The organism is Anaerovibrio lipolyticus DSM 3074, from assembly GCF_900141865.1.
Lineage (GTDB): Bacteria > Bacillota > Negativicutes > Selenomonadales > Selenomonadaceae > Anaerovibrio > Anaerovibrio lipolyticus.
On record NZ_FQYW01000022.1, the window covers coordinates 1 to 14,100 of the forward strand.

General features: G+C 45.5%; 13 protein-coding genes. 12 read left to right on the plus strand and 1 reads right to left on the minus strand.

The annotated features are described in order from the left end of the window. The first annotated feature begins 455 nt into the window (after positions 1–455). The 7 genes from galU to rfbC all read left to right on the plus strand — a co-directional run bounded on the left by galU (position 456) and on the right by rfbC (position 7,316). Positions 456–1,325: a UTP--glucose-1-phosphate uridylyltransferase GalU gene (gene galU / locus B6K08_RS11405; protein WP_080326177.1), complete on the plus strand. Its 870-nt coding sequence runs from the start codon at positions 456–458 to the stop codon at positions 1,323–1,325. A gap of 11 nt (positions 1,326–1,336) precedes the next feature. Next, positions 1,337–2,353, plus strand: coding sequence for a UDP-glucose 4-epimerase GalE (gene galE, locus B6K08_RS11410; protein WP_080326178.1), 1,017 nt, complete (start codon positions 1,337–1,339; stop codon positions 2,351–2,353). Positions 2,354–2,572: 219 nt separating this feature from the next. Beyond that, on the plus strand, positions 2,573–3,679 hold the full coding sequence (gene ychF, locus B6K08_RS11415) for a redox-regulated ATPase YchF (RefSeq protein ID WP_039205849.1): 1,107 nt from the start codon (positions 2,573–2,575) through the stop codon (positions 3,677–3,679). 21 nt (positions 3,680–3,700) lie between these two features. Further along, complete coding sequence (rfbA, locus tag B6K08_RS11420) at positions 3,701–4,600, plus strand: glucose-1-phosphate thymidylyltransferase RfbA (protein ID WP_080326179.1); 900 nt, start codon at positions 3,701–3,703, stop codon at positions 4,598–4,600. A 1-nt stretch (position 4,601) separates the two neighbouring features. Next, the gene (rfbB, locus tag B6K08_RS11425) at positions 4,602–5,582 is read left to right on the plus strand and encodes a dTDP-glucose 4,6-dehydratase (RefSeq protein WP_080326180.1); all 981 of its coding nucleotides are present in this window, start codon (positions 4,602–4,604) and stop codon (positions 5,580–5,582) included. Positions 5,583–5,590: 8 nt separating this feature from the next. Beyond that, on the plus strand, positions 5,591–6,502 hold the full coding sequence (gene rfbD, locus B6K08_RS11430) for a dTDP-4-dehydrorhamnose reductase (protein ID WP_080326181.1): 912 nt from the start codon (positions 5,591–5,593) through the stop codon (positions 6,500–6,502). Positions 6,503–6,710: 208 nt separating this feature from the next. Beyond that, entirely contained in the window at positions 6,711–7,316 is a 606-nt protein-coding gene (gene rfbC, locus B6K08_RS11435) for a dTDP-4-dehydrorhamnose 3,5-epimerase (RefSeq protein ID WP_080326182.1), read from the plus strand. A 236-nt stretch (positions 7,317–7,552) separates the two neighbouring features. On the opposite strand, the gene B6K08_RS11440 is transcribed toward rfbC, so the two are convergent. Next, on the minus strand, positions 7,553–8,344 hold the full coding sequence (locus B6K08_RS11440; protein WP_080326183.1) for a carbon-nitrogen family hydrolase: 792 nt from the start codon (positions 8,342–8,344) through the stop codon (positions 7,553–7,555). Between the two features lie 72 nt (positions 8,345–8,416). Between B6K08_RS11440 and B6K08_RS11445 the strand changes: the two genes are divergently transcribed. The 5 genes from B6K08_RS11445 (at position 8,417) to B6K08_RS11465 (ending at position 13,835) form a co-directional block, all read left to right on the plus strand. Next, entirely contained in the window at positions 8,417–8,599 is a 183-nt protein-coding gene (locus B6K08_RS11445) for a DUF951 domain-containing protein (protein ID WP_027397681.1), read from the plus strand. Positions 8,600–8,678: 79 nt separating this feature from the next. Continuing rightward, positions 8,679–9,857 carry a hypothetical protein gene (locus B6K08_RS11450; RefSeq protein ID WP_080326184.1) on the plus strand — a complete coding sequence of 393 codons (1,179 nt, stop codon included), beginning with the start codon at positions 8,679–8,681 and terminating at the stop codon, positions 9,855–9,857. After that, on the plus strand, positions 9,841–10,377 hold the full coding sequence (locus tag B6K08_RS11455; RefSeq protein ID WP_143254915.1) for a hypothetical protein: 537 nt from the start codon (positions 9,841–9,843) through the stop codon (positions 10,375–10,377). The genes B6K08_RS11450 and B6K08_RS11455 overlap by 17 nt, the downstream gene beginning before the upstream one ends. Before the next feature lie 276 nt (positions 10,378–10,653). Next, positions 10,654–11,949 (plus strand): putative porin, encoded by a 1,296-nt coding sequence (locus B6K08_RS11460; RefSeq protein ID WP_080326186.1) that lies wholly within the window; start codon positions 10,654–10,656, stop codon positions 11,947–11,949. A 191-nt stretch (positions 11,950–12,140) separates the two neighbouring features. Beyond that, positions 12,141–13,835, plus strand: a complete 1,695-nt coding sequence (locus B6K08_RS11465; protein WP_080326187.1) for a putative bifunctional diguanylate cyclase/phosphodiesterase — start codon at positions 12,141–12,143, stop codon at positions 13,833–13,835. Positions 13,836–14,100: the final 265 nt, after the last annotated feature.

A 14,100-nucleotide genomic window follows, 5' to 3' on the forward strand; every position in this document is an offset into this window, starting at 1 on the left:
GCAGGAATTATCTCCGGAGGGCATGACCCTGATGAATAGCTAAGCTGGCACCCTGGTTATGGATAGGCAGAACGAAGGAAGTGAGGACTCCCCTTGTTGGGATGATCCTGTTGGACATGAGAGGTGAGCTGCCATATAGGGATGGGTATTACATCGAGGCCATTTAAAATAGTTTAGTGATGACGTTTTATTTGGTATACCCATTAACACTATATATCTGCCCTGTATGAGGTGAAGATCACTCCATAACCTTAGCTTCATTCATTATGAGGACTCAAAGAAGTATTGATTTTACTGAAGAAAACACTTGACTATATGGAGAGGATATGGTAAGAAAAAGGTTTCTTAACGCAACATGACCTATTGTTCAAGACATCTGTCCCAGTCTATTTTTTTGCCTTAAAATATGCTAAAATTAATTGTTGCCATAAATTTAAACGTACGGAGTGTATATTATGCAGAAAATCAGAAAGGCAGTGATTCCTGCAGCGGGCTTTGGCACCCGCTTTTTGCCGGCCACCAAGGCCACCCCAAAGGAAATGCTGCCCATTGTAGATAAACCGACCATCCAGTACATTGTGGAGGAGGCTCTGGCCAGCGGTATAGAGGAAATCCTTATTATCAGCGGTCATGCCAAGCGGGCCATCGAGGATCATTTTGATTCTGCTCCCGTCTTGGAGGCCATGCTGGAGGACAAGCACAAGGATGACCTTTTGGCCATGGTTCGGGAGACTGCCGATATTAACATACATTACATTCGTCAGAAGCATATGCGGGGCCTGGGGGATGCCATTCTCTGTGCCCGTTCCTTTATGGGGGGAGAGTCCTTTGCGGTGCTTCTGGGCGATGATGTGGTTTATACTGAAGGAAAGCCTGCACTGAAGCAATTAATTGATGTTCACGAGTCCTATGGCGGCAGTGTTCTTGGCTGTCAGCTGGTGCCTGATGAGAAGGTGAGCTCCTATGGCGTTGTAGCTGGTGAGCAGATTGCCGGAGCAAATCTCCTGAAGGTTACTGATATGGTGGAAAAACCGGACGTTGGGGAAGCACCTAGCAATATGGCGGTTTTGGGACGTTACATAATTTCTTCATCAATCTTTGATATATTGGAAAAAACTCCACCAGGAAAGGGAGGGGAAATTCAGCTCACTGATGCCTTGAAGGTGCTGGCAGAAAATGAGCCGGTATGGGCCTTTAATTTTGAAGGCCAGCGCTATGATGTGGGGGACAAGCTGGGCTTCTTGAAGGCTACAGTGGAATTTGCTTTGCGTCGTGAGGACCTGGGTACGGAGTTTAGAGCATATTTAAATGATGTATTGAAGTAATGAGGTCGCTTATGAAAATTTTGTTAGCCGGGGGAGCTGGATACATTGGCTCCCATACGGCAGTTTCTCTGTTGGGAAAAGGCCATGAAGTAGTTGTGGTTGATAATTATGATAATAGCTCTCCTGAGTCCATAAGGCGGGTGGAGCAGCTTACGGGAAAGTCCGTGGCTCTCTATGAAGCTGACGTCAAGGACAAAGTAAGGGTACTGAAAATAATGCAGAAGGAGCAGCCGGATTGTATTATCCACTTTGCGGGATTAAAGGCAGTGGGGGAATCTGTTCAGCAGCCTATCCGTTATTATCGCAATAATATAGATACGACTCTTACACTTTTGGAGTGCATGGAGCAGACTGGCTGCAAGGAAATCGTATTTTCTTCTTCGGCTACTGTTTATGGTTCAGAAAATCCTTCCCCATGTCATGAAGGGATGCCAAAGGGCAGCTGTACCAATCCATACGGTTGGACAAAATCCATGATGGAGCAGATTTTGCAGGATGCCTCTGTGGCGGACAAGGAATTAAGTGTGGTACTCCTTAGGTATTTCAACCCAATTGGTGCCCATGAATCTGGCCGCATTGGTGAAGACCCTCAGGGCATACCGAATAATTTAATGCCTTATGTTTCTCAGGTGGCTGTGGGCAAACGGGAAAAGCTCACCATTTTTGGTGGCGATTATGATACTCCTGATGGTACCTGTCTCCGTGATTATATTCACGTTATGGATTTGGCTGAGGGCCATGTAAGTGCTGTGGAATTCTGTGCCCACCATCACGGTACGGAGATTATTAATTTAGGTACTGGTCAGCCATATAGTGTGCTGGATATTGTGAACACCTTCCAAAAGGTCAATGATGTTAAGGTGGCCTATGAAATTGGCCCACGGCGTACCGGGGATTTGCCGGCGGTGTATTCCAATGCCCATAAGGCGGAACGGGTGCTGGGCTGGAAGGCAAAGCGCAATCTGGCAGATATGTGTCGTGACAGCTGGAACTGGCAGAAAAATAACCCTAATGGGTACAAGAGATAAAAATCGTTGGCTGCCAGACGAAGCATTAGGCCGATGGTCGTAAAGAAACTGCTTTTTGCTAGCCTGCATTAGCTTAAAAAATCAATTGCTTGAGCGAAGCGAGTTTTGATTTTTTTAGCTATTTTAATTAGCAAAAAAAGTTTTAGACCTGAGTGCCGTGCTGAGACTGACAGCCAACGATGATTTATTAGATCATTATTAGTAGGGAGATATGAAAAATTGAGTAATTTAGAAGTAGGTATAGTTGGTTTGCCTAATGTGGGCAAGAGTACACTTTTTAATGCTATAACCAAGGCTGGAGCAGAGGCGGCAAATTATCCATTCTGTACAATTGAGCCAAATGTAGGTATAGTTGATGTACCAGATGAGCGTCTTCAGGTGCTTCACGAAATGTATGATTCCAAGAAAACCACCCCGGCAGCATTCCGTTTCGTGGATATCGCTGGCTTGGTAAAGGGTGCCTCCAAGGGTGAAGGTTTGGGCAATAAGTTTTTGGAGCATATTCGTCAGGTGGATGCAGTGGCCCAGGTGGTACGCTGCTTCGATGATGGCAACATTACCCATGTGGAGGGCTCCATTGACCCTATTCGTGATATTGAAATAATTAATACTGAGCTGTGTCTTGCTGATATGGAAGTGCTGGAGCGTCGTTTGCTGAAGCTCACCAAGCTGGCCAAGTCCGGAGCCAAGGAAGCCAAGGCAGAGGCTGAGGTGCTGGAGAAAATTAAGGCAGCTCTTGATGAAGGTAAAACTGTTCGTAGTGTTGATCTCTCTGATGATGAAAAGGACATGATTAAGGAAATGAATTTCCTTACCTTGAAGCCTACCCTTTTCGTTGCCAATGTCAGCGAGGATGAGGTGGCTACCGCCGATACGGATAATCCTCATGTACAGCGGGTAAAGGAATATGCTAAGACAGAAGGCGCTGAGGTGGTTACCATTTCTGCCCGTGTGGAGTCTGAAATCGCCGAGTTGGATGACGAGGAAGCCAAGGAATTTTTGGCAGACATGGGCTTAAAGGAGTCTGGTCTTCAGAAGCTCATAAAGGCGGCTTTTGATTTGCTCGGTCTTATGACTTTCCTTACTGCCGGTCCTGATGAGTGCCGTGCCTGGACTATTGTAAAGGGCACTACTGCTCCTAAGGCTGCGGGGAAGATCCACTCAGATATTGAGCGTGGCTTTATTCGTGCGGAAATCGTTAATTTTGATGATTTGGTGGCAGCTGGCTCTACTGCAGCAGCCCGCGAGAAGGGACAGGTCCGCCTGGAGGGCAAGGACTACATTATGCAGGACGGAGATGTAACCTACTTCCGCTTTAACGTGTAAGAGATAAAAAGGAGATAAGGTATGAAGGGCATAATACTTGCAGGAGGTTCTGGCACTCGCCTGTACCCACTGACGATGGTAACCTCCAAGCAGCTGTTACCAGTCTACGACAAACCAATGATTTATTACCCAATGTCCGTCCTCATGCGGGCGGGAATTCGTGACATTCTCATTATCTCCACCCCTCAGGATACCCCGCGTTTCCAGGCTCTCTTAGGTGATGGTAAGCAGTTTGGCGTCCATCTTTCCTATGCCGTACAGCCAAGTCCTGATGGTTTGGCTCAGGCCTTTATTATTGGTGAGGAGTTCATCGACAAGGACAGTGTTGCCATGATTCTCGGTGATAATATTTTTTCGGGACATGGTATGACCAATCGCCTTAAAACTGCGGTAAAACACGCGGAGATAGGTAATGGGGCCACGATTTTTGGCTACTACGTGGATGATCCTGAACGCTTTGGTATTGTGGAATTTGATAAGGAAGGCAAGGCAGTGTCCATTGAAGAAAAACCAGCCCAGCCAAAGAGCAATTACTGTGTAACAGGGCTCTATTTCTACGATAATCGTGTTATTGAGTACGCCAAGGCCCTTAAGCCAAGTGCCCGCGGGGAGCTGGAAATAACCGATTTGAACCGCATTTATCTGGAGCGGGGGGAGCTGAGGGTAGAGCTGCTGGGGCAGGGCTTTACATGGCTGGACACCGGAACCCACGAGTCCTTGGTAGATGCCACTAATTTTGTTAAGACCATTGAAACCCATCAGCACCGTAAAATTGCCTGCCTTGAGGAAATCGCCTATTTGAATGGCTGGATTTCCAAGGAAGATGTGCTGCGGGTTTATGAGGTGCTGAAAAAGAATCAGTATGGACAGTATTTGAAGGATGTACTGGACGGCAAATATCTTGATGTTACGGGAGTTTAAAATGACTATTATTGTTACTGGCGGTGCCGGATTTATTGGCAGCAATTTTATTTTTCATATGTTGAAGGCCCATCCGGATTATAGGATTATCTGTTTGGACAAGCTCACCTATGCAGGCAATCTTTCCACATTGGAGCCTGCCATGACCAATCCAAAATTTTTGTTTGTAAAGGCGGATATCTGTGACCGTAAAGCAGTAAATGAACTGTTTGAAACACAAAAGCCTGATGTGGTGGTAAATTTTGCCGCTGAAAGTCATGTGGATCGTTCCATTGACAATCCGGATATATTTTTGGAAACCAATATAAAGGGGACAGCTGTGTTGATGGATGCTTGCCGCAAGTATGGCATCAAGCGCTATCATCAGGTGTCTACTGATGAGGTTTATGGTGATTTGCCTTTGGACAGGCCGGATTTGTTCTTTACCGAGGAAACACCGCTCCATACCAGCTCACCATACAGCAGCTCAAAGGCTGGGGCAGATTTGCTGGTAATGGCCTATCATCGGACATATGGACTGCCTGTAACCATCAGTCGTTGCAGTAATAACTATGGTCCATATCATTTTCCTGAAAAGCTGATTCCTTTGATGATAACCAATGCCTTGGCAGACAAGCCGTTGCCGGTTTATGGCGAGGGCATCAATGTGCGGGATTGGCTCTATGTGGAGGATCACTGCAAGGCTATTGATTTGATTATTCATAAGGGCACTGTAGGCGAGGTTTACAATATTGGCGGCCATAATGAAATGCGTAATATTGATATTGTGAAGCTCATTTGCAAGGAGCTGAACAAGCCGGAAAGCCTAATTACTTATGTTACAGACCGTAAGGGCCATGATATGCGTTATGCTATCGACCCAACCAAGATTCATAATGAGCTGGGCTGGTTGCCGGAGACCAAATTCGCTGACGGTATCAAAAAGACCATCAAGTGGTATTTGGAGAACGAAAAATGGTGGAAGCCGCTGCTTAAGAATTGAGGTGCCCTATGAAGGTATTTGTTACTGGTGTGGCGGGGCAGCTGGGCCATGATGTGGTGAATGAATTGCATAAGCGGGAACATGAGGCTGTGGTCTCAGACATTGCACCTGTATATAGTGGCATTCAGGATGATAGTGCCGTTTGCTCTGCCGAGTATATTCAACTGGATATTACTGATAAAGAGGCGGTTCGGGAGACCATAGCTGATATACGCCCTGATGCGGTGGTTCATTGTGCTGCCTGGACTGCTGTTGATGCTGCAGAGGACGAGGCCAATAAGGATAAGGTTTGGGCGGTAAATGTTACTGGTACTGAAAATATAGCTGAGGCCTGCAAGTCTATAGACTGCAAAATGCTGTATCTCAGCACGGATTACGTTTTTGATGGTGAGGGCACTGAGCCTTGGCAGCCTGATTGCAAGGAATATAAGCCACTTAACGTATATGGTGAAACTAAGCTGGCTGGAGAGCAGGCCGTAAGTCGTCTGCTATCTAAATATTTTATTGTACGTATTGCCTGGGTATTTGGAAAAAATGGCAATAATTTTATTAAAACTATGCTTAAGGTGGGACAGACTCATCCAGAGCTGCGGGTAGTCAGCGACCAGATAGGGACCCCGACATATACCTACGATTTGGCAAGGCTTTTGGTGGATATGTGTGAAACGGAACAATATGGCTACTACCACGCCACCAATGAAGGGGGCTATATCAGCTGGTACGAGTTTGCCTGTGAGATTTTCAAGCAGGCAAATATGGATGTAAAGGTTACTCCGGTAACCACTGCAGAGTATGGCCTCAGCAAGGCCAAGCGCCCATTCAACAGTCGCCTTGACAAAAGCAAGTTTACAGAGGCAGGCTTTAAGCCATTACCAACATGGAAAGATGCTTTACGAAGATATTTGCAAGAAATTAGATAAGAGCAGATGGCTTGAACAATAGGTTATATTGCGTTAAGAATTTTTTTCTTGCCATATCTTATTTATTTAGCGGAAAAATGTTGCTTGTTTGAGCGTAGCGAGTTGCAACTTTTTTCGCTATTGTTAATGGCAAGGGAAAAATTTAGCAATATGACCGTGTGAAAGACACTGCTCTTGGATAATTGTGTATATCTACTAGGAGATTTTTATGGGACAGATAAAAGTTACTAAGGCCCCTATTGATGGCCTATACATAATTGAGCCCACTGTTCATGGCGACAGTCGTGGCTATTTCATGGAAACTTATAATCAAAAGGATATGGAAGAAGCAGGCCTCACCATGACCTTTGTTCAGGACAACGAAAGTATGAGCAGCAAGGGAGTCCTTCGCGGTCTTCACTATCAGAAGCAGTACCCTCAGGGAAAGCTGGTGCGGGTCATTGAAGGGGAAGTCTTTGATGTGGCTGTGGACTTGCGTAAGGACAGTCCTACCTTTGGCCAGTGGTTTGGGACAGTTTTAAGCGACGAAAACAAAAAGCAGTTTTATATTTCCCCTGGCTTTGCCCATGGTTTTTTGGTGCTTTCTGATGTGGCCAGATTTTGCTACAAATGCACTGATTTTTACCATCCTGGCGATGAGGGCGGCTTGGCATGGAATGACCCGGAAATTGGCATAAAGTGGCCCGAGCTGGTGGGGAGCTACAGTGGAACTGCTGACAGCACAGGCTACCAGCTTGCAGATGGCACGCTGCTGAATCTCAGCGATAAGGATAAAAAATGGCTGGGGCTCAAGGATTCCTTCGTATTTGAATAATATAACGGCAGTGACAGTTTCCTTTCACTCAGCTGTGGTACTAAAAATATTGTTTTTCAACTATTTGAATAGCAAGAAAAATTATAACTCGCTTCGCTTTTCGATTTATTTGAGGCTCGCTCAAACAGATAATTTTTCTTACTAATGCAGGTATGAAAAAAATATTTTTTGACGCACCACAGCTTAATGTTCAAGTAAACTGCCCCTGCCGTTTTTTTCTATTACTGTATTCTCAGTTAGTAAATCTCTGGCCTTCGGTCCTTAAATACATCTATTGTCTCATGTATTTTATATTGCATGGCGATGCGGAGGTTGGCCTGGATGGCCTCACCCTCCAGCTTATTTGTGGAGCCCTGGGCCAGGATTTCGCCCCAAGGATCTATTATGGCGGAGCTGCCTCCAAGGTGGAAGTCGTTATCATCTGGATCGGAAATGCCATTTACTGCCACCACAAACATCTGATTTTCAATGGCACGGGCCCTTATCAGAGTATCCCAATGAAGGATTCGCTCAATAGGCCAGGCTGCCGGAATAAACAGCACACTGGTTTCCTCCAGGGCCAGTTTTCTGATAAACTCTGGAAAACGCAGGTCGTAGCAGATGGCAAGACCACATTTTATGCCATCCAGCATAAAGGTCACAGCCCTGTTCCCCGCCGCAAAGTCCTTGGCCTCTCCGGAGGGAGAGAAAAGATGTACTTTGTCGTAGGTTGTTACCAGGTGGCCGGAGCGATTAAATACGTAGCTGGAATTATATATTTTCCCGTTTCGGTTCACCGGCACGGAGCCAGCCACAATATTCACCATATATTTTTCTGCCAACCGGGACATATTTTTTACGATACTATCCCCATCCAAGTCGGAAAAACGTTGGATAGGCCGGGGATAAAAGCCCGTGGTCCAAAGCTCTGGCAGTACAATTACGTCAGGCCGCATTGCTGCAGCATCATTTACCATACGTTCCATTGTGGTTACGTTATGCAGTCTGTTTCCTAAAAGAATGGGAAGCTGAATAGCAGATACCTTCATAAAATTATCTTACTCCTTTATGGGTTATTGCCATCAGATTAAAAAATCTGTAAAATGTTAATAGGTGATTTTATGGAAAAAATCCAAATTGAAATTGGTGATGTGGTTCGCATGAAGAAGCCTCATCCTTGCGGCAGTCATGAATGGGAAATAACCCGGGTGGGCATGGACATTGGCCTTATATGTAAAGGCTGTGGCCATTTCGTAATGATGCCCAGGGTGAAGTTCAACCGCATGGTCCGTGAAAAATTGTAATATCAGTATAACACAATTGTTCGTAAAATTCTATTATACTAGGACAAAGGTACCCGTATAAAAGGGGGGACCAAGGTTTATGACACAGGTAAAATCAATAAAAAATATATGGCTAAATAAATGGCTGGTTTCCTCCGTGGTTTTTCTGTTTGTGGCTGTGGCCGTTTATATTGGCTTAATGGGAATGTATCAGTACATTCACAAGACCAATATGGAGGATACACAGAAGGTGGCGGACCAATATGGTGCCAGCCTTCAGTATGTCACCAGGGATTTTGCTGCTAATACTATATATTTAGCGGATGTGGCCCAAAAGCAGCGGGCTAATGATGCCTGGTTTATTCCCGCTGCCCAGTCAGCCATACAGAGTGACAACCATGTGGCAGGAGTACAGTATACCCCTGTGGGACGGGCACCTATGGCATATCCTGCGGGATTTAGCTTTGCCGGTGACCAGAAGCTGGCGGCGGTCTTTGCTAAGATGCAGGACATGGTGATGTCCGGGGATGGAGAATCCTTGGCAGTGGGCCCTGTGACCAAGCAGGATGGCAGCATGGTGGTTATTGCCATGTCCCCGGTATTGGCCTACAACAATCGTACTGCAAAATTTGATTATATCGGCAATGTGGCGGAAATTCTGAAAATGCCTGATGCTATTCAGGATGATTCATATCATGCTTTGGTTAATTCCGGCTACGATTATGCACTTTATGGCAACAACAAGGATATGGATCATGATGGTCTTATAGGTCGCTCGGAGGGGGACATAGGTGACAGCTTCGCTTCGTCATCCGCCAGAGTGCCAGGGGGCTATTGGCAGATAAAGCTGGCCCCACAGGACAGCTGGACCCAGCAGGGAAGTCCTCTCAGCCTTGGCGTAGGCATTGTTATGGGCCTTCTTATAGGGGCTATTACCTTTTTTGTCTTGAAGTCAAGGGAACCAAAGCAGCCACTGATGGCCCATGCCAATCGTGAGCTGGACGGTGATATTCTAAATGAGGAAATTCCTATTGAGGATGTGCCGGAGGAGGAACTGGATGATATGGAAAGGGCCTTGCTGAAGCGCCGTCGTTTCCATCAGCAGTTCAGACAATCCCAAGCAGAGGGCTCTGTGGTGGAGTACGAGCTGTCATCCTCAGTCGTGGAAAACAATGCTAATAGCACTGAAGAACAGGAAATTATTGCTGATGGCGAAGCTAAAACAGATAGTGAAGCTAAAACAGATACAGAAGGTACTGAAAGTGATGGAAAAAAATAGAACCATAAAACTTATTGAGAATGTAAAGAATATGATACATAAAAATATCATTAACGGCGTTAAAGGAGCTGTGGCCCTAGTGGCCATGGCTCTCACTTTCGTGGTGTGTCTTGGGGGTAGTGTCGACAATGCAGAGGCGGCTCAAAGGGTGGATCGCCATTTTGTGGACAGCCTTGATGGCACCGGCTACTATGTGGATGTCAAAACTATTAATGTTCAGGATAATGCCGTCACGGCAGATGTATATATGGTTAAATCGCTGTACAACACCATGTATTGTTACGGGGTGGTATATAACCTGGCGGAACAGTCCTATCAGTACACATATACCAAGATATATCAGTATGACACCAGAAAGCTCACCTCCTACAGTGAAGTGCCTTCCATGGTATATGGATATTCTAACGCTGCCCTTGGAAATAATATGATTATGGCGGAGGTTTTGCGTTTCTGTCAGGAATATCGCCCGGATAGCCAAAATACTAAGAATAACACATATGTAGGGGAATGGCTGGATTAAGACCTCATCCGCCCTTCGGGCACCTTCCCCAGAGGGGAAGGCATTTTATGGCTTGTGCTGCGGCTTTTAAATTAAAGAAAGATTAAAAATGTCTAAGTAATAAATTAATTTTTCTGAAAATAGTTGCATTATTAAATTGATTGTGTTACTATACGGATGTATCAGGGGTGAAAGAGACTCTAGAAACGTTGAGGGAACATGGATACTCGCGGAGAAGAGCTTCTTGAGACTCTGATGTCGAATAATAATTTATTTTATTAAAGGAGGAGTTCTCAAATGAAGAAGACTCTCGTATCCGCATTGACTACCGCTCTGGTAGTAGGCGCTGCTTCCACTACTTTTGCAGCTGCTAATCCTTTCGCTGATGTTCCTGCTGACCACTGGGCTTATGATGCAGTTTCCGAGCTGCAGGCTAAGGGTGTAGTAAACGGCTATGCTGTTGACAACACTTTCCGTGGCAACCAGAACATGACCCGTTATGAGATGGCTCAGATCGTAGCTAAGGCTATGGCTAAGGTTGAGAGCGGCGATGCTGCTACCAAGGCTATGGTTGACAAGCTGGCTGCTGAGTTCCGTGATGAGCTGGCTAACCTTGGCGTTCGCATGGACGACCTCGAGGCTCGTATGGACAACGTAAAGCACAGCGGTTTCATTCGTTATCGTTATGCTAGAAACACTGGCGATTTCGATGGTGTGGATCCTACCAACATCATTCGTTTCCGTTTGAACTCTGCAGTAAAGATTAACGACAAGGTTGACGGCTTTGCTCGTTTTGAGACTGATCATAGCGTAAATCATGATGCAACTTCTGATAACAATCGTCTTGAGCGTTTGTGGGTACATGGCAAGGTTGGTACTACCAACATCTATGCTGGTAAGATTAACCCACATGATGCTGTTACCTCCCTTGGCCATGGTATCATGCTTGATGGTGCTATGACTGGTGCACAGGTAACCTTTAATAAGGGTGCTGTATCCTGGACTATTGATGCTGGTACTACTCATAGCACTGATGCTTATGGTAATGCTGGTATTGCTGGTGTTGGTCATGCTACTAAGATTGTTGGTACCCATGTTGACTACAAGAAGGGTAACTTCGATGCTGCTATTGGTTACTACAACTTCAGCAACAAGGATGGCCTCAGAGAGATTTACAATGCTGATTTTGCTCATTGGGGTGTTTGGGGTATCGGCCTCGGCTATAAGTTCGGTAAGGATTTCTACCTGACTGGTGACTATGTTCGCGCTAACAAGGCTGTAAACAATGCAGCTGGTGAGCAGCTCGATAAGGACGGCTGGAACGTTCAGTTGAACTACAAGGGTGCTAAGGAGTCTCAGCCTAAGTCCTGGGGTGCTTATGTAGGCTATCAGAAGCTGAGTCCTACTGCTACTCCATTCCCAACCTATGATACTGTTTTCAACAACAATACCAAGGGTTGGAAGGTTGGCGTTGACTACACCTTCATGAAGAACATCGTTGGTTCCATCCAGTACTTCGATGGTAAGGTAATCAAGGGTGGCCAGAACGACAAGGCTCGTCGCATCTCCGGTCAGGTAACCTTCTCCTTCTAATCTAAATTAGAAGCCAGATTAGTTACTAACTAAACAAACAGACCTGCTACTAGGTAAAACTAGTAGCAGGTTTTTGTTTTGCTCATTTTTTTCATTGGTTAAAAGGAATATGGTCAAATATGTGGAATATTTATAAGGAACCATGAAAATACTTTGATAGGTTTGGTTCGCCTGAAGGCGGGGTGGATATTATGAATGATAGATCCGTAATGCTTATAGTGGATGATGTGGAAATAAACCGGGCTATACTTTCCCAGTTTTTCCAAAATGAATATGAAATATTGGAGGCCCCTAACGGCAAAGAGGCACTAGATATTCTGGAGACTCGTAATGTGGATATTATACTCCTGGATTTAATCATGCCTGTAATGGGGGGCATGGAGCTTTTGGCAGTGCTTCATAAGCACCCAAGGTTCCAGGATATTCCCGTGGTGGTAACCACCTCCCAGGGACTGTTGAACAGTGAAATTCAGGCATTGGAAAATGGGGCTGCTGATTTCATTACCAAGCCATATAATCCTATTGTGGTGCAGTGTCGGGTGCGGAATGTGATGGCAAGGCAGGAAAATGAATGGCGCAAGGAACGTCAGCGTCTTCAGGCAGAAAAAATCAGCGCCATGCAGACCCTTATTGAAACGGATCAGCTCACCGGCCTTTATAACCACCACACCATGCTGGCAAAAACCGCGGAGATGATTCAGGAGAACAGGGCAACCCAGTATTGTATCGTGTATCTGGATATCAGCTGCTTTAAGGTGATAAACGAGCTCTTTAATATGGAAACGGGAGATATGATATTAAAGACAGCAGCAGCCTACTTTAAGACGGTTGTGGGTAACCGTGGGTTGGCGGCCAGACTCTCAGCTGATCATTTTGCCCTCTGTATGCCGGAAAATTCCTTGGATATGGAGCTGGTTATCCAGGGACTGGATGCGGTTATGCGCTCCTTGGCTGTCTATAGAAGCATTATGTTTTATGCCGGGGTTTTCACCGTGGACAATGTTTATCTTACGGTAAACAAGATGCTGGACAGGGCCCACATGGCAATGAATACGGTAAAGGGAAATTACAACAGAAGGTTTGCTTATTATGACGAGCAGCTAAGAACAGCTCTTATGGAGGAGCAGATGCTGGTGCGGGATATGGAAGGGGCATTGGATAACAATAACTTCTGTATTTTCCTCCAGCCAATTTATGATTCCACCACAAATAAAATTAAGTCAGCAGAGGCCCTTATCCGGTGGAATCATCCACAGCGTGGCATGATAAGCCCCGGAGTGTTTATCCCTGTTTTTGAGAAGAACGGCTTTGTAACGAGGCTGGACCGTTTTGCCTGGGAGTCGGCCTGTCGTTTCCTCAGTCGTCAGCGGGATAATGGATTGGATGTGGTACCAGTATCGGTGAATGTGTCCAGAGTGAATATGTACGACCACAATTTTGTTGACTACATGACTTCCCTTTTGGCCAAATATGATCTGGAGCCCTGGATGCTGCGGATAGAAATGACAGAAACTGCCTATGTGGACAATCCGACCCAGATGGTGAAAATATTGCGGAGGTTGAAAAATGCCGGCCTTACGGTGCTGATGGACGATTTTGGCAGTGGATATTCTTCCTTAAATATGCTGAAGAATATTGCTATGGATATTTTAAAGCTGGATATGAAGTTTGTTCAGGATATTGAAACATCGCCGAGGGCGGCTACTATCATGAAGAGCATTGTGAATATGGCCCATGACCTTGGCATGGACGTTATAGCCGAGGGGGTAGAAACGGAACCTCAGGTGAGCTTTCTGAGGGATATAGGCTGTAGGCTGATACAGGGCTATTACTACGCAAGACCTATTGCGGCAGATGAATTTATGGATAAGCTTATGGCAGAATAATATTGGGGAAGTTGGGTGAAAGTTTGTCAAACGAATTACCCAACTTTTTCCTATTTTTAGAAGAAAAACAGGAAAAAGTAGACATTTTCCCCAAAAAGTTATATGATGTATTTGTTAGCAAGGGGTATTTCAATGAGACTTATTCAGTGGGAGAGTTATTCTCACACTGGATGTAGTCGAATTAATCCAGAGCTTACGGGTGCTTAGCTCCTGTCTAAGAGGAGAGGGGCTTAGCACCCGTTAGCGTGGGAAGTTATACATTACG